Below are 25,417 nucleotides of genomic sequence, written 5' to 3'. Positions count from 1 at the left end.
TGTAATCGTGGTCTCGATATGCCCTTCGCAAAGAACGCTCAGGGCTACTCGACCACCGGGGTATTACGCAAGAACCTCTTCCATTCCAGTTTGCAGCAGTTGATAAAAACGCGAGTTCGGGTCTGCCGCCAATTGTTTACGGTCGCCGTATTCGCTGACCGAGCCTTTGTCCAGGATCATGATCTCGTCTGCACGATGGATCGTATCCAGACGATGGGCGATGATGATGGCCGTTCGGTTTTCAAGTAACTTATCTATTGCGCGCTCAAGTTTCTGTTCGGTGGCAGGGTCAAGGCGCGATGACGCTTCATCGAGAATCACCAAACCTGGGTTTCGCAGGAACACCCGCGTGAAGGCCAATAACTGCGCCTCACCTGCGGACAGGGAACGGGAACCTGTGTCGAGTTCGGTATCCAAACCTTTAGGCAGGTTCCGCAGCCAATCGCCAAGTTCCAGTTCTTCAAGGGTACCAATAATTTTTTCATCAGGTATGGTCCGGTCAAAGAAGGTCAGGTTGTCACGGATGCTGGCGCGGAATAATTGCACATCCTGTGTGACGATGGCGATGTTGCGTCTCAACGTTTCAAGATGTGTCTCTCGCAGGTCTGAGTCGTTGACTCTTATGCTGCCAGACTTCACATCATATAAACGGAATATCAATCGTCCCAGTGTGGTCTTGCCGCTGCCTGTGCGCCCGAGCAATCCGAGGATGGAGCCAGGTTTTAACTCAAAGGAAAGATCGTTGAGAACGGAGTCGTTGCCATTGTAGGAAAAGCTTACATCTTGAAAACTCAGGGCCAGTGGGCGGGATGGAATCTCCACGCCCGCGCCATTGACCACTTCTGCTTTGAAATTGCGGAACTCGGTCAGCCGCTCAACACACGCGCCTATGGTTTGAAAACTCTCTATTTCATGCGTCATGGCCCAGAAGGGTTCTTCGAGCAGGTTGATGTAGTGCACGAACAGATAGACCGTACCGACCGTGATGAGGCCCGCAGAGAACAGCCAGTATCCACTGGTGATGGCCAGCAGGTTGCCCGCAGTCAGCGCGAATCCCATTGCGTTTTCGATGATCCAGCGTTTGAAATGCGCCCTGCGGTTATGGCCGAGGATCACACTTTGATGGCGGAACAATTCACGGATGGAGAAATCCACTGCGCCGCTCGAGCGGATATCCTCGGTTCCAGAGAGTTGCTCTTCGATGAAACCGTATAAATTTGCTTCGGCTTCGCGCCTTGCCTTTTGGTGCGGCACAGCAATATTTTTTAGTCGTCCAAGAATGGTGACAGTGAGTACAGAGTAAACAGTGAAGGCCAGCCCAGCCCGCCAATCTTCGATGAACAAAGCGACTAGTATGCCGATCAAGAGCAGACCATTGGCAACCAGGTTCAAGGCAAATTGTGAGAAGAAGGTTGCGAGTTCAGTCACGTCACCGTCAATGCGCTCGATCAATTCGCCGGGCGTGTGATCGTTGTGAAATTTCATATCCAGGTTTAGCGCGTGCCAGGCGAGCTCCGCGCGCAGGTCGTTGGTGGCGGTCCATGCCACGTTTTCGCCGAGGTATTTCACGCCAATTGCAACAACTTGTTGGATGAGGGCAATACCAATGAATGCAATTGCCGTCCAGGTGAGGGTTTGCAATGCTTCGCCTGCCAGCGCAGAGTCAATGAACTCACGCATGATCTGAGGCGCGAAGATACGCAGGCCGATGCTGCCGAATAGAAGAACAGCCAACAGAATAAACCGTCCCTTTTGTGGGCGGATGTGGTCAGAGAGAAGATTCCAGTAGGATTTAAATGATAGGTTCATGATGTTTCTCGTTGGTTATGTCGTTGCGAGGGCCGTGCTTCTCCGCCCGAAGCAATCTCCTTATCAAGTTAGGGGTTGCTTCGTCGCTCACTCTCGTTCGCTTCTCGCAACGACATGATGACAATAAAATAAAAAAAGCCACGGTGCAGAAGTGCACCGTGGCTAAAAAGACACAGGGACAGACCTTTAGCGGTCTATAGGCGCACTTCGAGAAGGGGTTAGTTTTCGATCACGTTTGGCTATGATAAACAAGTGCATATGAAGCGCGCTCCTTTCTTTGGAATTAATTACATTCGCAGTTTACATCAGAGATGGGCGGATTGTCAAGACAAATCATGTAATTTGTTGCAAGTCACCAGGTTTTATTGACGTTCCTCAAGCCAATAAAGATATGAAACGGACTTACAATGGAACCTCACGGAGGCCTCATGCGATCCATAATTTTGCGCACACGTTACTGGCGTATTGTATTGTTCTTTGCAAGGGTTGTTTTGGGCATTGTTTTTTGGGATATTATCCTGCACCGTATCGGGCTGGACTTTCTTGCGCGCAACGCGCGTTCTCAGCGCTATCGGCACATTGCAGTTCGCTTTCGCGCCCTGGCTATCCGCCTTGGCGGGGTGATGATCAAGGTCGGTCAATTCCTTTCGGCGCGGCTAGATGTGCTTCCACCTGAGATCACGGATGAACTCGCGGGATTACAGGATGAAGTGCCGCCGGTGGATTTTGACTCTGTTCGCCTCCTGGCTGAAACCGAGCTTGGTTCGCCATTAAATAATTTTTTCGCATCTTTTGAAGAATCTCCGCTCGCTGCCGCGTCATTGGGACAGGTCCATCGCGCCCGCTTGCATCCGCAGGAAGCAGAGACTCTTGGTTTTGAAAAGGTGGTGATGAAGATTCTGCGTCCGCACATTGAAGAGATTGTGGAAGTGGATATGTCCGCTTTGCGTGTGGTAGGGGGATGGCTGAAACGCTACCGCCCTGTCAGTGACCGTGCGGATGTCCCTGCTATTATTGCGGAATTCTCAGCCACCATTCAAGAGGAGATGGATTATCTGTCAGAGGGGAAAAACGCCGAGATTTTTGCAGCCAACTTCAAAGACGATGTGAACGTGCATGTCCCTCGTGTAGTATGGAAGCATGCGACTCGTCGCGTGCTGGTGTTGGAGGATGTCTTTGCGATCAAGGTCACGGATTATGATGCGATTACGGCGGCGGGAATTGATTGCGCAAAAGTGGCCGAGCGTTTGTTTGCTGTTTATCTAAAGCAAATCTTTGAAGACGGATTTTTTCATGCCGACCCGCACCCTGGAAATTTATTCATCACTCCGTCGGCTGAGAAGAATGAGGATGGCTCGACTGCGTGGAAGTTGACCTTCGTGGATTTTGGCATGGTGGGGCGCATGCCTGAAAATTTGATGGAAGGATTGCGTGAGGTAGTGATCGCGATTGGCTTGCAGGACTCGCCGCGCCTTGTGAAGGCATACCAAACCCTGGGGGCGCTACTTCCCAGTGCAAATTTGAAATTATTGGAGGAGGCGGGCGCACAGCTCTTTGATCGATTTTGGGGGATGAACATGAATGAATTGCGAAGCGTGAAGCACGAAGATATGATGAAGTTTGGGCTTCAATTCCGCGAGTTGATCTTCAATATGCCGTTTCAAATCCCTGAGAACCTTTTATTGCTTGGCCGAACGATGGGAATATTATCGGGAATGTGCACGGGGTTATATGCGGAGTTTAACTTGTGGCAGCAACTCGCGCCCTATGCAAAAAAACTTGCGGAAGGTGAGGGAGGTTCCTGGTGGGATGTATTTTTTGACGAAGCGGGTGAATTCTTCAAGGTGCTGGTTGCAATTCCAGGTCGCACTGAAAGGGTGCTGGGACGCATGGAACGTGGCGAACTAAATGTACAGATGCCAATGGTCAATATCCAGATCAGCTACCTGGAGCGTTCTATAAATCGTTTGACGGGTGGTATTGTTTTTCTGGCGTTGACGATCTCCGGTGTGATCTTATACGATTCAGATAAGATACTCGCGCAGATTATGTTCGGGGGCGCATCGCTTGCGCTGCTTTATATCCTCTTCTTCGCGCGCGGTCATCGTCCGTGGAGATGAGCTATCCGCAGATTTCACCGATTTGGTTTTAATAAATCAGTGAAATCTGCGTAATCGGCGGACAGGCCCACGAGAAGTGAGCGAACCGGATGCTATTTCTTTTTCTCGTCTGTTTTTTCGATGGCTGCGTCTATTAAACTGCGGAAGGCTTTGAGCATTTCTTTTCGGGCGGCACGGCGGTGTTCCAAAAAGCCTGGAGGTAGAATGGTCTCCATGCTCTTTCGCATCTCTTCGCGTGCGGCTTTCATATGTTCCAACGCTTCGGATGGAAGTTTATCTTTCATTGATTTTCGTTTTTCTGAGTTCATGGGTCACTCCTTGTCTATCGAAATTATAGCACCGATGGATGTTACGGTCCGGGAGTCATCACTGGGAACTGGGACATGTCCATATTTGGATCAATTTCCATGCTCTCAAGTTTGACCCAACATGGGTTGTTGAAGTATGGATTCCTGATCACAATCCAGCCTTGTTCGGAGCCAATTCCAAGGATGATAACGTTCTTTCTTCCTTGTTGATTAAGTTCAATATTGCTGATTAATGTGTAGCTGTCACCGGGGCCTGTCCAACAGCCGGTTTGGGCTATCAATCTTGGCGGGTTGATCTGAGGTTTCTCAGTCGGTGCGGCGGGTGTGTCAGTGAACATCGGCGTAGGTGTATCTGTCGGCGGCAGGGGAGTGGAGGTAACTGCGCCAGCGGTTTGGGTCAACATCTGTGCCGCTAATTGAGCCGCAGCCGTCCCAATAACATCCACTGTAGGGGTGGCTGGGGCCTGCGGCGAGCAGGCGGTAATGACCATTGCAATGAGAAGGGCTGTCACTATGTTGCGAAAAATATCTAATTTCACTTTGTTCTCCATAACTTACTTGACCTTCTTTTCCAGTTTTGCCCAGGCGTCTTTCAAATTGACTGTCAAATTGAACACTGGTTTTTCAGGCTTGGAATCAATATCCACGCAGAAGTAGCCAAGACGCTCAAACTGGTAACGTGAACCAACCTCGGGTGAGGCAAGATGCGGTTCTACATATCCAGTCAGGATCTGCAATGAGTTCGGATTCAAGCATCCAAGGAATCCTTCCTCGCCTTCCTCGGGGTCTTCCTTGGTGAATAGGCGGTCGTACATTCTTATTTCCGCTTCTTTGGCATGGACCGCAGAAACCCAATGGATCGTGGATTTCACCTTGCGCCCATCTGGTGAATCTCCGCCGCGAGTGGATGGGTCATAAGTGGCGTGGACTTCGATCACCTCGCCTTTATCATCTTTCACCACATGCGTGCACTTGATGAAATACGCATAACGCAATCTCACTTCATTTCCAGGGAAGAGACGGTAATACTTTGGCGGCGGCGTCTCGCGGAAGTCATCTTGCTCGATGTAAATGACCTTCGAGAATGGAACCTTGCGCGTGCCCGCATTTGGGCCTTCAGGGTTGTTGACCGCATCCATCTCTTCGGTTTGATTCTCAGGATAATTATCAATCACCACTTTCAATGGCTTGATGACTGCCATGCGGCGCAGGGAATTTTTATTGAGGTCATCGCGCACGCAAGCTTCGAGCAATGAAACATCGCTGATGCTGTAATTCTTCGCCACACCCACGCGCCGAATAAAATCAAGAACGGCCTCGGCCGTGTATCCACGGCGACGCATACCGCGCAGAGTTGGCATGCGCGGATCGTCCCAACCATTGACATGTTTTTCTTCAACAAGGCGGCGCAGCTTGCGTTTGCTCATCACAGTGTACGTTAAGTTCAACCGCGCAAACTCAATTTGCCGCGGCTTGAATACGCCGAGCTGATCCAAAAACCATTCATACAGTGGACGATGATTTTCATATTCAATCGAACACAACGAATGGGTAATGCCTTCCATCGAATCGTTCTGCCCATGCGACCAATCATAAAGCGGATAAATTTTCCATTTATCTCCAGCGCGGTGATGCGGCTCGTGAATAATGCGGTACATGGCAGGGTCGCGCATGTTGGTGTTGGGATGCGCCATGTCAATTTTTGCGCGCAGGATACGCGAACCATTAGGGAACTCACCATTCTTCATGCGTTCAAGCAAATCCATATTTTCTTCCACATCGCGGTCGCGATATGGGGAGTTTTTTCCAGGCTCGGTCAATGTGCCGCGATTGGCGATCACTTCCTCGGGAGTTTGGTCGTCCACATAAGCTTTGCCCATCAACACAAGTTTTTTCGCCCAGTCGTATAACTCGTCAAAATAATCGGAGGCATAAGTTACTTTCACCCATTCGATCCCCAGCCAGCGCGCATCCTCCTCGATGGCTTCCACAAATTCAGTTTCTTCCTTGGTCGGGTTTGTGTCGTCAAAACGCAAAATCAACTCACCGTTATTTTCTTTGGCGATGAGATAGTCGATCATGAAGGCCTTTACGTGTCCGATATGCAAATAACCATTCGGTTCAGGAGGCAGGCGGGTGCGGACATAATTGAAGCGTCCATTCTTCAAATCTTCTGTAACCGCCTCGCGGATAAAATCTGTGGGTCTATTGTCCTGTGGATTCATTTCTTCGTCGCTCATGGATGGATTGCCTTTGTACTGAATTTCAGGAATGGACTACGCCGCTTCAACTTTAACTGTTATCTGCCACGCTAAAGAGACGCATTCCCGCCCCTGATGGTTCTTGGGTTAACTTTGGCAATTATAACAAACTTGATTCATGTATAATCTAGACCGGAGGAACAATGACCGACTCGAATGAATCAAAAACCAACTTCGCTGGAACCTATTTTGACCGTGATGCCGTTCTGCGCTTGGCACGCCTCTTGAAGATCGCTTCGTGGGTAGTGGCTGTAATATATGCCTTCCAATTGCTGGTCACCCTGGGCGTGTTCATCTTGCAGCTTGTGCGCAACTTGGTTTATATAGGCGGGCCTACGGACTTCCTCCAACAGCTTCTCTGGCAATTTCAACCCAGCCTGGCTGGCTTGATCTTTTTTGCCACCCTGCAAGCAATTTCACATGGATTATTAATTCTTTTGGATATCGAAGACAATACCCGCCGTGCCGCGCGGAAATGACCTTGCCTCATCCCCATGCGCGTGATAAAATACCGCCCGTTGGAAAAAGTTTTGGGGAATGGTGCAATGGCAGCACGTATCTCTCTGGAAGATAAAATCTTGGTTCGAGTCCAGGTTCCCCAGCTAGCAAAAAGCCACCTAGAAATAGGTGGCTTTTTGCTTTTTAAGGACATGTCGTTGCGAGGAGGGCGTCTTTCCCGACGAAGCAATCTCCTCATCGAGGTAGGGATTGCTTCGGGCAAAGAACAAGAGCACCCTCGCAATGACGTGGCACTTTCACGCTTTCTTCCAAACATCTTTATAATCACCCCATGCGAACCCTGCTGAAATCCAAGCTGACTCGTTTCTCATTACTTGCAATCTTCCTCCTCACGGCCTTTCTTATTTACATCTTCTACGATCTTCCTTCCATAATCTCTCTCCCTGAAAACCTAAATCAACCCAGTATCAAGATCACTGACCGCAACGGACGGTTGCTATATGAGATCATCTCAGCCGAGGGTGGGCGCAACGCTGTGCTTTCTGCTGCAAACATCCCGCAATGTATGAAGGATGCGACCATCGCGGCGGAGGATAAAAACTTTTACCAACACCACGGCGTGGATGTAGCGGGGATCCTCCGCGCGATGTGGATCAACCTGCGAGGTGGCGAGACTCTTTCAGGTGGGAGCACTATCACCCAGCAAGTGGCGCGAACTCTGTTATTGAGCGATGAAGTGACAGAGCGAACCCTGCGCCGAAAATTGCGTGAGACCGTTTTAGCCTGGCAGTTAACTCGTGCCTATTCCAAAGATGAAATCCTCGCGCTCTATCTGAATCAAATTTATTACGGCGGTATGGCCTATGGGATCGAAGCTGCGTCTCAGACCTATTTGGGGAAACCTGCATCGGACTTGCTTTTACCGGAGTGTGCCTTGCTGGCTGGCCTGCCGCAAACCCCTGGAGTCTATAATCCATTTACAAATCCTGAGTTGGCGCTCGAACGTCAGCGGGTGGTGCTGGGGTTGATGGAGAAAGCTGGTTTTATCACAGCCGAGCAAAGAATAGATGCCGAGAATGCGCCGTTGAGCTATAACGCTGCGCCCTACCCTATCGAAGCGCCGCATTTTGTCTGGATGATCAAGGATCAACTGGACGAACTCTTTGCCTCAGGCACATTGAATCTAAAACAAAGCCTGGTGATCCGCACCACGCTGGATTTGAACATGCAGCAACTCGCGGAGGAGATCGTCAAGCGGCGCATCGCGTCGTTCAAGCCCCTCGAAGGCGAGACCAACCAAAACGTCAATAATGCGGCGCTGGTTGTGATCCAACCGTTGACGGGCGAGATACTCACTTTAGTCGGCAGTGCAGATTACTTCGACTCATCCATCTATGGTGCGCTCAATATGGCGATCATGCCAAGGCAATCGGGCTCGGCCTTCAAGCCCATCATCTATGCCGCCGCGCTGGACCCTGACCGGGCGCACCCCATGACGGCCGCAACCACGCTGATGGATGTTGCGCATACTTTCACTACAAAAAATAACCAACCCTACAAGCCAGTCAATTACGATGGCAGGGAGCATGGCTTTGTTTCCCTGCGCGAGGCGCTGGCTTCGTCTTTGAATGTGCCTGCCGTGCTGACCCTGCAAAATGTAGGCATTGAAAATGTGATCGCGCTTGCGGATCGGCTTGGCATAAAATCCTTATATGAACCCGCGCAATATGATCTATCTCTGGCGTTGGGCGGAGGAGAAATGAGTCTGCTGGAGCTATCACGTGCATATGCGGCTTTTGCAAACAATGGCAGCTACATGGGCAGCGTATCCATTCTTGATATTTATGATGCGGACGGAAATCTTTTATACACACCAGTGAAATCTTCCGTGCTTCAAATCGTTGACCCGCGTGTGGCGTGGCTTATCTCTGACACCCTCAGCGACGACGGATCGCGCCAGACGGGCTTTGGTACCAACAGCGTATTGAAAATTGATCGCACCGCCGCCGTGAAAACTGGCACCACCACAAACTTTCACGATAACTGGACCATCGGTTATACGCCCGACCTGCTGGTGGGTGTGTGGGTGGGCAACAGCAATTATCAGGCCATGCACAACGTCACGGGGCTGACGGGCGCGGCGCCAATTTGGGCCGAGACCATGCGTTCCATTTTGCAGGGCCGCCCCGATAAAACCTTTACCCAGCCCGCTGGCATGACCCAAGTGGAAGTATGTGACCTCTCGGGCCTGCTTCCCACCGAAACCTGTCCGCATACAAAAAAGGAATGGTTCATCGCAGGCACGCAGCCCACAGCCTTCGATACTTTTTATCAACGCTCAGCCACGGGCGAAGTTGTTTTGGATATTCCCATCGAAGCACAGGATTGGGCGCGTTCACAAGGCTTGCCATTATTGAATGACGTGAACAAGACCAGCGGATTAACCCTCACATCGCCCATCGATAATACAACCTACCGCATCACCCCCGACCTTGACCTGAGTGCCCAACAATTGGAAATCTCCACGCTGACAGCCCCCGACCTCGCGCAAGTAACCTTCTTCGTGGATGGCATAGCACTGACGACCCTCTCCACGCCTCCATACCAAACCTGGTGGATCTTGTCCCTGGGCGAGCATAGTTTTTGGGCTGAGGGCATAAGGACAAATGGTGAGGTGGTTAAGAGTAATGTAGTGACGATCACGGTGGTGGAGTAGGGAAGTTCGAAATGAAAATGAAAGTGGGAAAAAGAAAGTTATAATTCATTCATGTCCTCAACTGCTTTGAATTTATCGCCCAAAGCGCTAAAGAAATACCGCCCTCTCGAAGCCATGCGCCGCCGCAGGGCAAAGACGAGCGCGAAAATATCCAGCCGTCGCAGGCGTGCCCATGCCGCTGCACGCAAAGCCGCCAAACTCCTGCGGGATGAATTTGGCGCAACAAAGGTCATCTTATTTGGTTCGCTTGCTCGACGCGGAAGTTTTACGCTTTACTCTGATATTGATATTGCCGTGCGCGGAATCCCTCCCACACGTTTCTTTGAAGCTGTTGGCCTTGTTACGGGCATGGGTGCGGAATTTAAGATAGACCTGATAGACCTCGAAACCTGTCCATCTTCCATGCGTGAAAATATCAATAAAGATGGTAAATCATTATGAGGAAAGAAGCCCTCAAAGATTTAGCTTCACGTATCCGTAAGGAACTAAATGAACTTGAGCGTGTAGTGGCGCGGACAAATGAAGGCTGGCAGCGTGCCCGTCGCTCCAATGATGATTTCTATCTCGACAGTGTGGCCTTGAACTTACATGGTTTTTATTCTGGATTGGAACGCATCTTTGCCCTAATCGCTGAGACTATAGATGGTTCGCTTCCTGAAGGAGAAAACTGGCACTTCCTTCTCTTGCAACAAATGACAGAAGATATTCCGCACATCCGCCCTGCTGTAATTTCAGCGGAAGTCGGCAGGCGTTTGAATGAATATCGCGGCTTTCGTCACGTAGTGCGGAATGTGTACACTTATAAATTTGATCCATCCAAGGTAGAAAATCTTGTTTTATCTGTCGATGACCTGTTTACCCAATTGAGAGCGGAATCACTGGCTTTCGTCGCTTTTCTGGAGCAGGGACGATAATTTATCTGACCAAACAATACAACTTAGTAGCTGTGCTCCGGTAATGATATCCTCCTAAAAATTCAACATAATAGGGCGTTATGCCAGAAATCAACCTAACAAACCGAAATACTACATATGCAACTCATGGCCTACATTCCTACGCTGCCAAATGCCCTCCAGAACTAGTCAATTATGGACTTGAAAACTATTCAGAAGTCGGTGATTTAGTTCTTGATCCGATGGTCGGAAGCGGGACAACTATGGTTGAAGGAATTATTCGCAATAGGAATGTCATCGGTTTTGATATAGATCCACTTGCGTGTTTAATTGCCAAAGTAAAGTCTCATTACATACCTGACGATAAAATTGTTGAAGCATATGAGCTTGTAACAAGTAAAGTTCTTAAAGATTTAATTTCATTAAAATCTCGTTTATCTAATTCCAGATTACTGTCAAGATTAAAACGTCCAGAGAATTTCCTAAACATTGATCATTGGTTTACTCCAAAAATTATATCAACACTTTCACTTTTAACCTATCATATCGCCAATGCCTCTGTGGAAGAGGATGTGAGAGACTTTCTGTGGGTAGCATTCTCTGGAATTATTATTGCGAAAAGTAGTGTTGCCAATGCACGTGACGTCATTCACTCACGTAGTCATTACTACAAACATCCAGATGCACCAAATGTTATGGAAAAATTTGAAGTGCGTGTAAAAAAAATGCGACGCCATATGCTAGAGTTTTATAAGCTTTCTGACGTCAGAACCATAATTCACCAAAAAATTCTTCGCGGAGATGCTCGCGCTCTTCCATTGCAAAATAGTATCGTTGATTTGGTATTTACATCTCCGCCTTATGCAACAGCTTTAGACTATCAACGTGCACATTTTCTAGCTATAGGTTGGATGAAAAAAGCCCTTAACGTTACTCTAGAAGATTATAGAACAGATGGGGCTAGCTACATTGGTAGCGAAAAGGGGAGGGTTGTGCCGTATGATGAAAGTGAAGTACTCAAATATGATCTTGTTCAGAGCGTAGTTTCTCAGCTCGAAAAGGTCGATAAGCGAAAAGCCTTTCTCTTTCACAGATACTTTAAAGATATGCAGGACGTAATGGCTGAAATAGCTCGCGTTCTAAAACCAAGTAAATATGCAATTATTGTTGTTTGTCCTTCACATATCCGTAAGATTCAGGTTCCAACCCATGATGCACTAATTGAGTTTGGAAAACCTTTTGGTCTGGAGCTAGAAGCACAACATATTCGTACAATTGAGGCTAATAAGAGAGTCCTTCCATATGTTCGACAAGCATTTGGTGAAAGAATGAGCACAGAATATGTTCTGGTATTTAGAAAGGGGTAAAAATGACAAGTTCGCCTAGGGAGATGGATGGCTTAGGAAAAGAACTTCACCTAAGGATGATTGGAAGAGACCCAACTGCTTTCGCAGAAATTGCGGAGAGCCATATACCGTGGGTTTCGGAAAAGTTGGCTAAACGCTACCTTGCTTTATATGACCCAGATTTGATTAATACTGTCGTAGTCGACGCGTTTTATAGTTACAAAGAAAATCCTGAAAGATATAATCCCGAAAAAGGTAGTCTGGCGAACTATTTACTGATGAGTGCGGAGGGGGATTTACGAAATCTATTAGCCCGTGACAAGAAGAATTACATTCCACTGGATGAAGATGTCGAACTTTCCGAAGGGAATGGGGAATACATAGTAGAAACAGCGATTCTTACCAGTGATGATAATGTGGAAGAACTGGTAATTGCAAATACTTCGCTAGTTTGGGCTATTATCAAGGAGCATTTGCCTGATCCTATAGATCAGGAGATTTGCAAGTTATTAATGGAAAATATTAGAGCAACAGATGAGTTCTCAAAGCTATTAGGGTTGCAAGATTTATCAATTGAGGAGCAGCGCACCATCGTGAAAAGGCATAAAGATAGAATTAAGAAAACCTTACTTCGTAACATAACTCCAGACCAGCTAAGCGGATTGTATGAATAACTCACCTTCTAGAACATTGGAACAATTAGCGGCCTTGGCTCAACGCCTCGAAAAAGATCGCAGGTATATGGCGTGGATATTGGCATCCTATCAGCGTCAGGAAAAGCTTTCTGAAAACAAATTATTAGAAAGATTGCAAATTTCTAGGGAAATGCTAGTTCGGCTTGCTTTATGCGCCTGTCCTAACACTGAATCGCCAGAATTTCATAATCAAATTAAGCAAATATCTTCCTACACCAGCATAAACGATTCTTTAATTGCAAATATTATTCGTCAAGTGGAGAGCTTGGATATATTCTCGTCCCAATCAAGAGTAGATATGACGGACAATCACTTAACTGAAAGGCCGGGAGTTTTCGCGGCTGCTCGAGACAGCGATAACATGACTGATGCTGACGCCGACCCGCAAAATGATCAGAGTGATGATGAGGATGGCAATGCGGCTGGATAATGAATCTAGCGACGTTATTGATTACTTTTGGAAATCTGCTGGAGAGCTCGAGTCGTTTCCTCGCTCATTAGAAAGAGTCGCTATCTTGGCTCTCCCAATTGCAATAATTAAGTTGCCTCGGCTCGCATTGGGAAACATCGAATCTTGGCTTAGATTCAGAAACATTAATTATTTATTTAATTGTCAAAGCCGCCCGATTCGAGGATGCCTAATCGCTTTTCAAGGAAAAGGTCTTTTGTTTTGTGATGGTAGCGACCCACTTGATGAGATTAGATTCACAATTGCGCATGAGGTGGCTCACTTTTTGCTCGATTATTTAATACCGCGCGAGAAGGCCAAACAACGATATGGGCAATCAATCGTGGAAATATTAGATGGGATAAGGAAGCCAACCATTACTGAAAGAGTTGGTTCATTGCTAGAAGGCGTAAAAATAGGCGTAAATACAAACTTAATGGAGCGCGAAATTCCAAACGATCTTAGCAACGTTTGGAAGGTTGAAAATAAGGCAGACAGAATTGCTTTAGAACTACTAGCTCCTTCAAATGATGTTTTTAGTAAGGTAGATATCTCTGAAGAGGACTTCGCTGGCAGACTTGATTTAATTACACAAACTCTAATTCTCAACTTTGGTTTGCCACTCCCAATAGCTAAGTGGTATGGAGATAACATGTTAAGAAGCGTCAACAAAGGCCCGTCGTGGACCGAATCCATACGTCGCTCCAAGTAAAGCTGTTTTGGACAAACATAAATGTCGAACTTTCGACCTCTGAAGCGGAACACCTACTAGATAAAAAAGAGGACTACGGTTATGGCCTATCAATCTCAAACTTCAAAAAATGTTGTCAAGAGCACTCATAATATTTCAGAATATGAGGGAATTTTTGACGAGTCCATTCACGATACACTAGATTTAGATACTTGGAGGACTGGCGAGAATCTGTATGAGGCTTATGAACGTCTTGAGAGAGAGGTTGCTGATGCAGTCTCGCGCGAAGATGGTTACCGACAAGCTATTCGTGAAACTGTTTTTTCAAGATTGAAATACGTACCAAATGCTCCTAAAAATGCAGGGGTTTTTCAGGCGAGACGACAAGATATTGAGCGAATACATGCGGGTCTCCTGTTTAATGGTGGCGTCGAGGCTTGTGATGGAATTAGTATCGTTCATGATACGCTCCCACTTACAATCACGCAAATCGGAGTTTGCTTGGTTTCTTACAATGGCGAGCAAGGTTCTTGGGGTCACCGTTTATTTAGGCGTGATTTGCGATCTAGTTTAGGTAATCCAGTAGAAGAAATTTTAGAGCTCTTGGAGAAAAGAGAAAAACGCGAAGCGCCAGGTACAGGCGTGGGCGAGCTCAGTGAATTAGCTCGGCGCGGAATCATGGCGTATGCAGAGAGAGCGTTCCTAAAGGACAAATCTACTGCGTTGTGGAGATTGGGGCATGGCAATATTGTTCCTTATGAGTTATTAACCGGTTTCTGGGCGAATAAAGTAGAAATGTTGAAAAAAAGTATAGACTTAATTGATTGGTATGCGCAACATAAACGTTTCGTTTTTGTACCTACCGCTGTAAGCAAGCGTCACCTGCTAACGATTGGAAACGCACTCAATCCGCTTGAATTTGCAATTGTTGAGTCTTTGCAACCTGACATTGATTTGATGGTTAGTCAAGGCCATTATCGCGTAACAAGAAAACTGATGGAACATTTGCGAGATGATATTGCCCCTAAAATTGTTATTGGCTTATATAGAGTTTGGGATGCATCACCCGTACATGTTTTTTATGCACATGAGGATTGTGCTGAAATGGCTGCACATATAGCAATGGCAGATAGCATACTACAAGAGCATCGCGGTTTTCCGATGCTCATCGACCTCGCTGATGCTGTATGCAAAACCACCTTTGGCATGAATAGTTTTGTTCCATCGGTTCACAATGCATATATTGAGGCTGGTCAGCCTTACCGATATCTGGGCGAACGAGAAACACGTACTCGATAACAAGGAGAGGATTATGAATACAACATCAATAGAAAATGTGGATAGAGAAAATGGAAACAATGAAAATATTATTCATCAAATGGATGATGAATTTGCCCATCAAATTGAAAATGAAATCGATAAAACTGACGGAGAATTTGTAGAGGGATCTGAGTTTGAGGGCTCGGTTGGAAGGACTATGTATGACACTCCGACTAGCAAAGATAATACTGTCACCGTGTTATTACCACCACAAAATATTGGGAAATTGCCATCTCAATCCCTTACTCGAATAAAAAGTAGAGCCAAAGATAAGGGGGGTGATGATCGGCAATATCTAGGTGTTGTTGTAGAAGGCCCCTTTGCGGAACCAGATGGTTTAAGAGCAGATGCTCCAATTGTTGTTACAACCACGGTACGAGGGGCAACGTTTATGCCTCGATATCATGGCCGAGTTCAAGTTCAAATACTTGGTCAGGAACTAGATGGAATTCTTGAGCCACCACGTTTTCGTCCATTACCTAATAGCCCTGTGTTTGCTCTTGATGAAAATGAAACACGGAATATCCTTGGCTTGTTAAACGACATGGATCTCGGCTATGCTGTTGGCTTTGAAGATATGAAAGTGCAAATTCCTTCAAAACGAAAGTCTGTCCTACCTAGGCATGTGGGAATTTTGGGTACTACTGGCGGTGGAAAATCTACTACCGTCTCTGGATTAATCAGCCAATTCTCTTCTGCCAAACTCTGCACTGTTGTAATTGATACTGAGGGTGAATACACGGCCATTAACCAACCTACTCAAGATCAAACCATGATTAAGCTTCTTCATCGAGCAGATTTAGAGCCCAAAGGTATAACAGAGTTGTATGTATTGCATTTAGTGGGTCGATCTACTACTGCATTAAAGGAGAATGGTGCAAGTATTCGTTCTTTTAGCTTGGAATTTTCTAGCTTATCTCCTTATGCAGTAGCAGAAATACTTGAGCTTACTGATGCGCAGATTGACAGGTTTTTCAAAACCTATGATATTGCCAAATTAATACTGCGCGATTTAGGTATCTTTCCGAAGAAGAGCAATCAAAGCGATGAAAATGCCATACTAGAATTAAACGAATTTGAGACTGGGTATCCGCAGATGACATTATTACACCTGATCGACATTGCGAGTTTCGTCCTTAATCACCTTTCTCATACAGAATATGTGCCTCACAATCCTCTCTTTAAAGATGAAAAAGCAAAAAAGCAAATAGAACAACGAGTTGCTACACTCCAAACAAATAATGAAATTAGCTGGAAGGCGTTATTGGGAAAAATCTGGCGCTTGCACCGCATGGAAATTTTTGATAATCCTAAGGCGCCGCCAATTCGATTTGATACTTTGATCAGCGCAGGGCGTACACTAATAATTGACCTAAGCGATACCGACTCTACTACCGTGAATAATTTAGTTATTTCAAATATTCTTCGAGGAATTCAACAAACGCAAGATAAGGCTTACTCCGACGCTACCAAAAATCAGAGCGTGATTACACCTGTTATGATCGTCATTGAAGAAGCTCATGAGTTTTTATCAAGAGAACGTATTTCAAAAATGCAGAATCTATTTGAGCAAGTAGCTCGAATAGCTCGACGCGGCCGCAAACGATGGACTGGTTTGGTGTTTGTAACCCAGTTGCCGCAACATTTGCCCGATGAAGTGTTAGGCTTAATTAACAATTACATCTTGCATAAAATTACTGATGCTAACGTAATTGCTCGCCTAAAACATTCTATTGGTGGAATTGATGAGAATCTATGGAATCGGCTACCTAACCTTGCACCTGGGCAAGCTATTGTGTCAATGACCAGTATGACACGCCCCTTACTGGTGGCCATCAACCCAACACCTTGTAAATTGAGAATGATTGATTAGATTCAATCTTCACTGAGTATCAGTAAAACTGTGTGGTACTCCGAAGACGGGAACTTGCGTAAAAGGATAAACAAGCATAGTGAGATATTCGAAATAAAAAAGTGCTATCTAAAAGAAGGACAGCACTTTTTCTATCTTCACTAAGCTGAAGGATTCGACGGGTCAACAGGCAACTGCAAATAAAACGTGCTACCAGGCAAATTGACTTCATCATGGCATGAACTTTCCACCCAGGTTTTGCCGCCATGTGCCCGCGCCACACCACGCACGATTGCCAGCCCCAAACCAGGCCCGCCGCCTTTGAAGGATGTCTTCCCTGATGAATGAATGTCCACGCTGCCTACTTGATAAAACTTTTCGAATACCAACTCATGGTGCTCGGCATCCAGCCCGATGCCCGTGTCCTTGATGCTGATCTCCACCCCTGGTGTATTCTTCTCCAACATGATCGGGCGCGAACGCAATGATACTTTGCCGCCATCGGGAGTGTATTTGATGGCGTTGACGATCAGGTGATACAAAGCCTTTTGGATCAAAGTGGGGTCGCCGTTGATATTGGGCGTGCCTTCCTCCTGCTCGATGGTCAATTCAATATTGCGTTCTGCGGCGGCCTTTGTAAAATCCTTTGCTATATCACTGAGAATCCTTTTCAATGGCACAGGTATGATGGCGATCTTTAATGTCTCGCTGTCGATGCGAGTTACGTCCAGCATCATGTTGACCACTTCGTGCATACGGTCCGCGCCTTTGAGAATGCCGTCCATGACTTCGTTCAGCGCGGCATTTGCTTTTAGTTCGGGGAAAGAACGCAGCACATTGACATAGCCCTTAAGCACAGTCAACGGGGTGCGGAGTTCGTGCGCGGCGACCTGAATGAATTCCAATTTGTTGCGGTCCAAATGATGCAATACCTTGTTGGTACTTTGCAAATCCCTGATCGCAATCTGGTCGTTCTCGCGGATACGATCCAGCGTGGTGCGGATGATGTTGATGGCCATGCTGGGGCTTCGGCTGAGCATGGTCTCAAAATCCTTTTTGTCCATCTCCAGCACGGTGCACTCGGTGAGTGTACCCACGGTGGCCGAGCGCGGCACATTTTGGATCAGCGCCATTTCTCCCACCAGGTCACCCTTGCCTGCGATTCGTAGAATCCGTTCACCGTCATCTTCGCTGATGTTCTTGCTGATGGCAGCGCTGCCGTCCGCGACAATATAAAAAATTTCCTCATATGCACCTTCATGGCACAAAATATATTCTGGCGGATAGATGCAGATGCGAGTCAGAGATGCCATCTCCTGCAACTCATCGTCCGTCAGGCCGTTGAATGCCAGGCGTAAGAGGGAAATCTTATCGAAAAGTTGGGTCTCATTCATTGCGATAAATTATAACTGCGGCCAGTGTGGGTGATAATTGCTTTTGAATGATAAAAACTATGACGAATTGTATTTGAAGAAAAATTGTTGTATAGTGTGATCGACGGCTCTTTCGTAAGTCTTTTTGTGGCTTCCATAAACTGATTCGCCAACTGGCGTGCGTATCGTTGCCCAGATTTCTGGGTTTTGTTTTCAGTTGTGTTTATTCTTGATCAGATCGTACAAAAGAGGATACCATGGCTATAAAGAGAATCTTTCAATTGATCGTAGTCGTTGCAATTTTGTCCGCATCTTTTGCGTCAACTGGCAGTGTGCTGGCATGGTCTGGCTGTGCCAGTTCTATCACCGTCCAATGGGGCGATACCCTGAGCAGTCTCGCCAGGCTCTGTGGCACCACGGTAGATGCCATACGAGCTGCCAACCCAGGGCTGGGCTGGTGGGTTTATGCGGGGCAGGTGTTGTACATTCCCACAGGCTACACCCCTGCTCCTGTTTACTATCCGCCCTCCGGTGGATCAACCTACACAGTGCAATGGGGTGATACGCTCGCGAAAATTGCAGCAAAAAAAGGGACTACCGTGAGCGCTATCCTGGCGGTCAACCCGCAGATATACAATGCAAGTTTGATCTACACTGGGCAGGTCATCAATCTGCCCGCAGTCGCGGTCTACTACACTGTGCAAAAGGGAGACACGCTGCGCATCATCGCCAGTCTCTATGGCACATCTGTGTACAGCCTACAGCTTCTCAACCCGACCATCTGGGACCCAAATTTAATCTACCCCGGACAAGTGCTCCGCGTTTGGTAGGGATGTAACTTAATCGCCGAAGTCAATTTGACTTCGGCGATTTTGATTCTTCGATGATAATCTTTCGTCCTGAGCGGAGCCGCACGCATTTGCTTTTGTGCGGCGTAGTCGAAGGACAGGGATTCAAGCTAGCAATCACTTTATATCCAAGTGCCCTTCGACTTCGTTCATCGAAGAGCACTCGTCACTCCGCTCAGGGCGAAGCATGATAACTACTTCACCACAAACACACTACCCGCGCCTCTTCCGCCGACATCGGGGAAGTAAAACTCAGAGGCGGTGGGTGGGATGACCTTGAATGTTCCAGCTGTGCTGGTGCGTGCGATGTAAGTGTACACATAGGTTCCGGCGGGTAAATAATCTGTGGAGAGCACCACTTTTTCATCGTGCAATTCAACGTGGCTGAAATACCACCAGCCCCAGCCACGATCTTTGTAATCCTGCACAGTATAGGACGTGGGAACTGCTGTATCTGTAGCCAGAGACGAATCAATCGCTTCCATCCCCGCTGGGAGCGGATCATTGATCACGATGTAATGCACCGCTGCGGGTACTACTATGGTCAAGCGGACTTTAACCAACTCGCCGCGCTCTATCTCAGTGATGGGCTTTTTGGAATTATCCAAGGTGAAGTATTCACGCGAGAGACTCATGCCCTGATCCAAGGGTGGGATGGATTCCACGGGCAGGCTGGTACTGAGATAGGCTGTGTAATATAAATTGCCCGTGCCGCGTCCGCGGGTGAGGACGAGAGAATTGGCTTGCTCTTTCAACAGATCTTCTAACTGTATTTGCAGGTTGACTGTGTCTGTTAAGTTATCTTTATTTGATTGACCTTCCTGCAACAAATCACCATTGAGTCCAATTGCATATTTGTAATCGGTTTCATATTCTTTCGATTCAACCAGCCAATTGGTCAACGCGATGAGTGACCATGTTGTTTCCTGCGTTGAATACCAATGTCCGCTATCGCGGTGAGCCATCAGCCAGCGGACCGCATTGGCGGTGATGGGATTCTTCGGGTCAATTTGCACGAAGGTGTTTAGGACGATGGCGGTCGTGCGCGTGTCTGAGTTCCAGTTCCAATAGTCTTTGGCGGCTTCCTCCCAATGGGCGCCAGAGGCCGATTGGATTGTGGCAGTTGCCAGGTCAGATAGAAGCGTGGAGATGCGCGAGTCCTCAGGGTCCAGTAGATACATCGCCTGCGCAAGATAAGCTTCTCCATAATGATCCAACGAAGCGCGATGTTCAAAGATGAAGTTGGTCTGTCCTGCGCCAAGCTCGTCTGCGCGCGCCAAAACGTAGAGCATGAAGGCGTAGCGGTTATATTGCCACGAGGAATCGTTGCGCCTGAGATCGGGGAGATTATCCTTCAAATAAGCGATGCCGTTGTTCAGCACGCTTTCTGAAATTTCATATCCAGATTCTTTTGCTTCGAGTAGACCATATACAACGTATGCAGAGGTCTGCGGATCACTGAACTCGCCATCCCACCAATTCCAGCCGCCATCATAGAGCTGTTTCGCGTAAATCCTTTGCAGTGCGGCATTGACTTGTGCATCCAGGCCAGCTTGTTTTGGCGATGGAATGCCAGCCGCCTCCAGGGCGCGCGTTGTGATGACGTTCGGCAAAAAGCGCGAGATGGTTTGCTCCATGCATAGGTATGGATAATCTTCGAGATAGTTGAGACCCGATTCCATGGATGCGGCGAGTGAGGGTGAAACTTCTATGGATAGATCCGCGTTGTCAAAATTCAGCGTTGTTGGCAGTAGAATGCTTTCGGTGACGGAATCCGCCGAGGTGATCATGCCTGAGGTACCGACCGTTTCTATGGCAGTGAAATTGAGAACGGGGATGCCTTGATCTGATAATGTTCCAAGCACGGGTTTACTGGCATCTGTGTAGTGTCCACTATTTGCGGCGGCCGTCAAATCCACACGTGTGACATCTTCGATGGTCAAATACCAGGTGACGTAATTCTGACTTTTCGCTTCCACAAAGACGGATTGGCTCGCTCCGTCAAACAAGGTTGCTCCCTCCACATCGAGATGTACGCTTACCCTCAGCTTTTCATCCGTGTTATTGAGAATCGTCGCCCCAACGGTAACTTCATCACCAACCACAAAGAAGCGCGGCGTTTGCAGTTGAACAAAAAGCGGCTTGGTGCTGACCAGTTCACTGGTGGCCTGCCCGACGCGACTGTCTTGGGTGACGGCGCGCACATCTGCCGACCAGGTGGTGAGGTTTTCGGGCAATTTTACCTTGACCTGTGCCATGCCCTTTTCATCGGTGGTGACTTGCGCTTCGAATACTGCCGTATCCTTGAAATTCTCGCGCACGGTGATAATGCCAGCCTCACCTCCGCCGCCACCTCCGCCGCCTTGCCCATCTGGAATGCTCTTGCGATAGTTGGCATTGAATTCGTCTGCACTGGAGACCAGGCCAAGCGCAGTGACCACACTCAATGACTGTTTGGAATAAAAGCTCTCCAGCATGGGTGGAGAATTGGATGGGGCCAACGCCAGCGCAGCCTTATCCACCACCGCGAGTGAGACATCCGCCGAAACAGGTTTGCCCTTAATATCTTTTGTCTCAATCGTGTATGTGATCTCATCCCCAGGCCCCGCGGATTCTTTATCCGCAGTCACCGAGACATTGATCGTCTTTTGCTGCGTGTCTATATTGATCTGCGTCATGCCGATCTTAAAATCGGGCGTGCCAGTGTTTTCTGCGCCGCTGATAACAGTGACAGACACGTACGCGATTGGGGCAAACTCATCAGTAATTGGTAATTTGTAAATCGTGCTGTTGCCTTCGAGCAAAACCACTTCCTGTTTGTAGATGTGGCCGCGTTCGTATGTGACCAGCGCATAAACCTTCCCCCCAAATGGCTGTGCGATCAAAATTTCAGCGGTCTCGCCAGGCGCGTACATTTCCTTATCCGCGATCAGGCTGAATGCGCGGTCATTGGTCTGTCTCCAGAAAATATCTTCCTCGCTGGCAATCCAGATATAGGTCGAAGATTGATGCGAGTTTCCTTTTGAGTCACGCACGGTCACGAGCGCTTTATAGACTCCGCCTTTGGGCGGGATGAAGTTCACTTGCACGCTTCCATCTGCGCCGGTAACTGCATCCTGTTTACTGATAGGTATTTCCTTCACCGACGTTTCCCAGCGTAACTGCCCTTGCTCATCTTTTTTCTGCACGCTGAACCACTGCCGCTCCACAAAATTGACTGTAACTTTCTGCCCCGCAATCGGTTGCGAATCCCAACCGAGCACAACAATGCTGAAAGGCTGTTCCTCGCCTTTCGTGCCGATATATCTCTCCGAACGGATGCCCGTATAAAACTCACTTTGATGCACGACCACGTTCGCGCCACCGCTGACGCTATTACCAGCTACATCGGTCACATTGGTGTAAAAAGACATTTGCTGGCTGATCTTCTCTTCGCCAGATTCAAAGGCTTGCGAAATCTCAAGATGTCCGTTTTTATCTGTCACACCCTGGCCTTCGTTCACAACGTCCGTGCTGACGCCCCTATCAGGTGACCAATACACATCACGGTCCCAATCCATAAAACTGTACTGGCTGTATTTAGATGCTGGTGTGAAATAATAAGTTGCAGATTCGATGAACCAATTTGTCTGCGCGTCTTTTAGAAGGCCACCAGAGTAATATTCTGCCTCCAGCCCAAAGTTGACAGTATCTCCAGCGAGGATGTTTGTTTTATCTGGCGCAACACTCACTTCGAATTCTGGCTTTTTATATTCTGCGATATTGAAACTCACCGAACTGATCGGCGCTTCAGATTGTGAAGATGATTTATAGAAGTAAATATTATATTCACCCAGCGATACATCCTGTGCGAGCTTGATCGCCCCGCTGAAACTGCCTTGCTCATTGACGGGCACGTATTCTGCGAATATTTTTTCTCCCCATTGCTCCGCCACCACATAGACCTGCTTTTGTTTGGGAAGGCTGTAATGCAGGTCGTCATTGGCTCGCAGGATGCCTTTGAAGAATACTTCCTGATCAGGGCGGTACACGGGCCTGTCTGTGTATAGGTAACCAAACAGGCTTGATGTGCCCCCATAATAATTTTCATAAAGGCCAAAATCACCTGCGCTCACACCGCTGCCCCAATACAATGCGGTAAAACCAAAGTGGTTTTTATTTTCCACACTCGCGTAATTTACGCCCTTTATATTATTAAGATAAGCCAATCCATCCTTGTTTGTAGTTGTCTCGCCGATCTTAATAAATTTGTCGTTGTAAAACTTCACGGGAACATCTTTTTGTGGTGCGCCACTTTCCAAATCTGTTACCCAGGCCAGTCCCTCCGTGGGCGTGGCCTTGAAGGTGACGTTGTCAGTCGCGACGATGAACAGATAGCCTTGATAAAAATTACCCTTGTAATCCAGCGGTTTCCCGTTCACACCGATAAAGTAATACCCCGGTTCCAACGGTTTTCCATTTTCATCGGCAAACTTGAATAGTTCATGTTCTAAAAGGTTTCTCTCTTCGCCTGCTTCGATTTTCCATTCGCGCACCGCATTCACTTGCGGCTTGAAGTTTCCCATTTCAACATTACCATTTGTCAACTTGGCGAACTCATCCAGGGTAATCGGGTAAAGGGAGACGGTTGCCTCATCCACATTCAGATGTTCAAAATAAACTTCCTGTGCTCCCTCCGCACGATATATAAGCGGAGTCCACGGCAGGACGAGCCGCACATACGGGGAGTAATCTCCCGTTTTGAATGTGTATGAAAACTCATCTTTAATGGTGTTGCCATACAAATCTTTCATGCCAGGCAGTATGCGGATAATGTAATCTGTGGCGGGGGAAAGCCCTAGAATATTGAAAGTATTATCGTATGAGTTGTAATATGTATTCGGTTCGCCCTCAAGGGTAGGCGTAATCTTGACCTTGCCTTTCATGCTATCGAAATCCATTGGCGATGCAAAGGTGATCGTGGAATAAAACCCGGTCTCTTCCGAATCTGCCTCTGGAAATACGCTTACGATGGAAGGCAGCGGTACAGTTGCAAATTGCACGGTCAACCCCTCTTGCAAGTTGCCGCCATCATTTGCCTGTGCGTTGTCTGAAATGGTCAACTCGTAATAACTCGCGATCTTGAATTTTTCTTTTGGCTCGATCTTGAGTGTGGTGAAAGTTTCATCCCATGTAAAAATCACGGGGAACGCCTCAGACGTTTCGCGGTTGATAATACTGACCGCGGCTTCCGTGCTTTCCTGATCCATCGGCTGTTGAAAGGTCACAATGAATGGCTGACCAAGTGGAACATCTTTCACTTCTTCGGATGGATTCTGCTCCCCGTTTTCCAGTGAAAAATAAGCGATGGATGGCGCGCGCGTGCTGAACCCCCAGCTATAAGTGTCATCCAGCGCGTTGCCGAGCGTGTCCTTCAACCCCGCCTCCACGCTGACCCGATAACTGCTTCCGCTTAATAAGATTTCCTCTGGCTGAAACACATACACCGACGAATTCACCCATTCACCCCTGCCTTTGAGTTCCGGTATGAATTTCAATGGCTGAGGTAGTTTGCTCTGCTCTTCTATAATAATCACAGGCACAACAGGATGATTAAAGATAACTGTGATGCTTGAGGTCAGGTCCACATCTAATGTATCAGGTGCGGGGAATACTTGAGCCACCGCCAAGGCTTCGACTGTTTTAAATTCAATTTCAATATTTTCCTGGGGAGATGTGCCATCAGTTGCAGTGGCTTGCGTGGAAAAAGTGGCGAGATGTTCTGTGCCAGGATTCAGGGGTGAATCGGGGGTGAATGAAAGCGTTCGGGCGTCGAGCCAGGTCAATTGGCCGGGAACAGCTTTCCCGTCGGAGAGAAGCGAGAATGCATCGCCTGTTTTAACCTGATCCATGTCACGGTCAAATGTGATTTCAATCGACGAAGAAAGATCTAGTCGCTGCCCCTCTATTGGATTTTGCGCGATCACACGCGGCCCCGTTGACTCGGCTTCTATGGAAAGAGGTGCGTTATCAAAAAAAATGCTTTGTGTAAGTGAAAGCGTCAATGCGACGATGATGAGAACGCCCAACACACGCAGTAGTTGTTTGTTGTTCATTGTACCTGCCTCCCAAATTGAGTATGCACCTTGTAAAGTGAGATGTCAAGTGGCCTTAATTTGAATCGCGGATATAAGACGGGATTAAGCTTTGAGATGTTCCCTAATGTAGGTCGGATTGGCAACATCGCACTGGCGTTCATGCAAGTGTCCGACTTAAGCCGTCAACTTCCAGAGAGATGT

18 protein-coding genes and 1 tRNA gene are annotated in these 25,417 nt (G+C 47.6%); 13 read left to right on the top strand and 6 right to left on the bottom strand.

The features are described 5' to 3' along the window. Positions 1 to 63: 63 nt before the first annotated feature. Positions 64 to 1,809 (bottom strand): ABC transporter ATP-binding protein, encoded by a 1,746-nt coding sequence (locus AC14M5_RS09575; protein WP_484029433.1) that lies wholly within the window; start codon positions 1,807 to 1,809, stop codon positions 64 to 66. A 428-nt stretch (positions 1,810 to 2,237) separates the two neighbouring features. Between AC14M5_RS09575 and AC14M5_RS09570 the strand changes: the two genes are divergently transcribed. Next, positions 2,238 to 3,929: an ABC1 kinase family protein gene (locus tag AC14M5_RS09570; RefSeq protein ID WP_484029432.1), complete on the top strand. Its 1,692-nt coding sequence runs from the start codon at positions 2,238 to 2,240 to the stop codon at positions 3,927 to 3,929. 92 nt (positions 3,930 to 4,021) lie between these two features. Here AC14M5_RS09570 and AC14M5_RS09565 read toward each other — a convergent pair whose 3' ends face one another. From AC14M5_RS09565 to AC14M5_RS09555, 3 genes are read right to left on the bottom strand one after another with little or no spacing between them, the layout of a single operon-like run. Continuing rightward, positions 4,022 to 4,237, bottom strand: coding sequence for a hypothetical protein (locus tag AC14M5_RS09565; protein WP_484029431.1), 216 nt, complete (start codon positions 4,235 to 4,237; stop codon positions 4,022 to 4,024). Positions 4,238 to 4,278: 41 nt separating this feature from the next. Then, on the bottom strand, positions 4,279 to 4,776 hold the full coding sequence (locus tag AC14M5_RS09560; protein WP_484029430.1) for a hypothetical protein: 498 nt from the start codon (positions 4,774 to 4,776) through the stop codon (positions 4,279 to 4,281). 15 nt (positions 4,777 to 4,791) lie between these two features. Further along, positions 4,792 to 6,477: a glutamine--tRNA ligase/YqeY domain fusion protein gene (locus AC14M5_RS09555; protein WP_484029429.1), complete on the bottom strand. Its 1,686-nt coding sequence runs from the start codon at positions 6,475 to 6,477 to the stop codon at positions 4,792 to 4,794. 164 nt (positions 6,478 to 6,641) lie between these two features. Here AC14M5_RS09555 and AC14M5_RS09550 point away from each other — a divergent pair, with 164 nt between their 5' ends. The 11 genes from AC14M5_RS09550 (at position 6,642) to AC14M5_RS09500 (ending at position 16,939) form a co-directional block, all read left to right on the top strand. Beyond that, entirely contained in the window at positions 6,642 to 6,977 is a 336-nt protein-coding gene (locus AC14M5_RS09550; protein ID WP_484029428.1) for a hypothetical protein, read from the top strand. A 52-nt stretch (positions 6,978 to 7,029) separates the two neighbouring features. Further along, positions 7,030 to 7,100, top strand: a tRNA-Gln gene (locus tag AC14M5_RS09545). Between the two features lie 188 nt (positions 7,101 to 7,288). Next, a complete protein-coding gene (gene pbpC, locus AC14M5_RS09540) occupies positions 7,289 to 9,673 on the top strand; it encodes a penicillin-binding protein 1C (protein WP_484029427.1) in 2,385 nt (794 codons plus the stop codon). A gap of 51 nt (positions 9,674 to 9,724) precedes the next feature. Then, on the top strand, positions 9,725 to 10,114 hold the full coding sequence (locus tag AC14M5_RS09535) for a nucleotidyltransferase family protein (RefSeq protein ID WP_484029426.1): 390 nt from the start codon (positions 9,725 to 9,727) through the stop codon (positions 10,112 to 10,114). Further along, a complete protein-coding gene (locus tag AC14M5_RS09530; RefSeq protein ID WP_484029425.1) occupies positions 10,111 to 10,587 on the top strand; it encodes a ribonuclease toxin HepT-like protein in 477 nt (158 codons plus the stop codon). The genes AC14M5_RS09535 and AC14M5_RS09530 overlap by 4 nt, the downstream gene beginning before the upstream one ends. Positions 10,588 to 10,667: 80 nt before the next feature. After that, positions 10,668 to 11,933, top strand: coding sequence for a DNA methyltransferase (locus tag AC14M5_RS09525; protein WP_484029424.1), 1,266 nt, complete (start codon positions 10,668 to 10,670; stop codon positions 11,931 to 11,933). A 2-nt stretch (positions 11,934 to 11,935) separates the two neighbouring features. Then, entirely contained in the window at positions 11,936 to 12,586 is a 651-nt protein-coding gene (locus AC14M5_RS09520) for a hypothetical protein (protein ID WP_484029423.1), read from the top strand. Beyond that, a complete protein-coding gene (locus tag AC14M5_RS09515) occupies positions 12,579 to 13,037 on the top strand; it encodes a hypothetical protein (RefSeq protein WP_484029422.1) in 459 nt (152 codons plus the stop codon). Before AC14M5_RS09520 ends, AC14M5_RS09515 begins: the two co-directional genes overlap by 8 nt. Beyond that, a complete protein-coding gene (locus tag AC14M5_RS09510) occupies positions 13,024 to 13,767 on the top strand; it encodes a hypothetical protein (RefSeq protein WP_484029421.1) in 744 nt (247 codons plus the stop codon). Before AC14M5_RS09515 ends, AC14M5_RS09510 begins: the two co-directional genes overlap by 14 nt. An 81-nt stretch (positions 13,768 to 13,848) precedes the next feature. Continuing rightward, positions 13,849 to 15,045 carry a hypothetical protein gene (locus AC14M5_RS09505; protein ID WP_484029420.1) on the top strand — a complete coding sequence of 399 codons (1,197 nt, stop codon included), beginning with the start codon at positions 13,849 to 13,851 and terminating at the stop codon, positions 15,043 to 15,045. Positions 15,046 to 15,058: 13 nt separating this feature from the next. Then, positions 15,059 to 16,939, top strand: a complete 1,881-nt coding sequence (locus tag AC14M5_RS09500; protein ID WP_484029419.1) for an ATP-binding protein — start codon at positions 15,059 to 15,061, stop codon at positions 16,937 to 16,939. 140 nt (positions 16,940 to 17,079) lie between these two features. On the opposite strand, the gene AC14M5_RS09495 is transcribed toward AC14M5_RS09500, so the two are convergent. Continuing rightward, positions 17,080 to 18,312, bottom strand: coding sequence for an ATP-binding protein (locus AC14M5_RS09495; protein ID WP_484029418.1), 1,233 nt, complete (start codon positions 18,310 to 18,312; stop codon positions 17,080 to 17,082). A 236-nt stretch (positions 18,313 to 18,548) separates the two neighbouring features. On the opposite strand from AC14M5_RS09495, the gene AC14M5_RS09490 reads away from it, so the two are divergent. Beyond that, the gene (locus tag AC14M5_RS09490) at positions 18,549 to 19,121 is read left to right on the top strand and encodes a LysM peptidoglycan-binding domain-containing protein (protein ID WP_484029417.1); all 573 of its coding nucleotides are present in this window, start codon (positions 18,549 to 18,551) and stop codon (positions 19,119 to 19,121) included. Between the two features lie 212 nt (positions 19,122 to 19,333). On the opposite strand, the gene AC14M5_RS09485 is transcribed toward AC14M5_RS09490, so the two are convergent. Next, positions 19,334 to 25,234 carry an Ig-like domain-containing protein gene (locus AC14M5_RS09485; protein ID WP_484029416.1) on the bottom strand — a complete coding sequence of 1,967 codons (5,901 nt, stop codon included), beginning with the start codon at positions 25,232 to 25,234 and terminating at the stop codon, positions 19,334 to 19,336. Positions 25,235 to 25,417 lie beyond the last annotated feature (183 nt).

It is taken from the genome of Candidatus Villigracilis sp. (assembly GCF_057083605.1).
This window is presented reverse-complemented; position numbering and strand designations above follow the sequence as displayed.

Bases quoted from the DNA above. Each gene is read 5' to 3' on its own strand.
- AC14M5_RS09575 (WP_484029433.1), bottom strand. From the start codon at position 1,809: ATGAACCTATCATTTAAATCCTACTGGAATCTTCTCTCTGACCACATC.
- AC14M5_RS09570 (WP_484029432.1), top strand. From the start codon at position 2,238: ATGCGATCCATAATTTTGCGCACACGTTACTGGCGTATTGTATTGTTC.
- AC14M5_RS09565 (WP_484029431.1), bottom strand. From the start codon at position 4,237: ATGAACTCAGAAAAACGAAAATCAATGAAAGATAAACTTCCATCCGAA.
- AC14M5_RS09555 (WP_484029429.1), bottom strand. From the start codon at position 6,477: ATGAGCGACGAAGAAATGAATCCACAGGACAATAGACCCACAGATTTT.
- AC14M5_RS09550 (WP_484029428.1), top strand. From the start codon at position 6,642: ATGACCGACTCGAATGAATCAAAAACCAACTTCGCTGGAACCTATTTT.
- pbpC (WP_484029427.1), top strand. From the start codon at position 7,289: ATGCGAACCCTGCTGAAATCCAAGCTGACTCGTTTCTCATTACTTGCA.
- AC14M5_RS09535 (WP_484029426.1), top strand. From the start codon at position 9,725: ATGTCCTCAACTGCTTTGAATTTATCGCCCAAAGCGCTAAAGAAATAC.
- AC14M5_RS09530 (WP_484029425.1), top strand. From the start codon at position 10,111: ATGAGGAAAGAAGCCCTCAAAGATTTAGCTTCACGTATCCGTAAGGAA.
- AC14M5_RS09525 (WP_484029424.1), top strand. From the start codon at position 10,668: ATGCCAGAAATCAACCTAACAAACCGAAATACTACATATGCAACTCAT.
- AC14M5_RS09520 (WP_484029423.1), top strand. From the start codon at position 11,936: ATGACAAGTTCGCCTAGGGAGATGGATGGCTTAGGAAAAGAACTTCAC.
- AC14M5_RS09515 (WP_484029422.1), top strand. From the start codon at position 12,579: ATGAATAACTCACCTTCTAGAACATTGGAACAATTAGCGGCCTTGGCT.
- AC14M5_RS09510 (WP_484029421.1), top strand. From the start codon at position 13,024: ATGCGGCTGGATAATGAATCTAGCGACGTTATTGATTACTTTTGGAAA.
- AC14M5_RS09505 (WP_484029420.1), top strand. From the start codon at position 13,849: ATGGCCTATCAATCTCAAACTTCAAAAAATGTTGTCAAGAGCACTCAT.
- AC14M5_RS09500 (WP_484029419.1), top strand. From the start codon at position 15,059: ATGAATACAACATCAATAGAAAATGTGGATAGAGAAAATGGAAACAAT.
- AC14M5_RS09495 (WP_484029418.1), bottom strand. From the start codon at position 18,312: ATGAATGAGACCCAACTTTTCGATAAGATTTCCCTCTTACGCCTGGCA.
- AC14M5_RS09490 (WP_484029417.1), top strand. From the start codon at position 18,549: ATGGCTATAAAGAGAATCTTTCAATTGATCGTAGTCGTTGCAATTTTG.
- AC14M5_RS09485 (WP_484029416.1), bottom strand. From the start codon at position 25,234: ATGAACAACAAACAACTACTGCGTGTGTTGGGCGTTCTCATCATCGTC.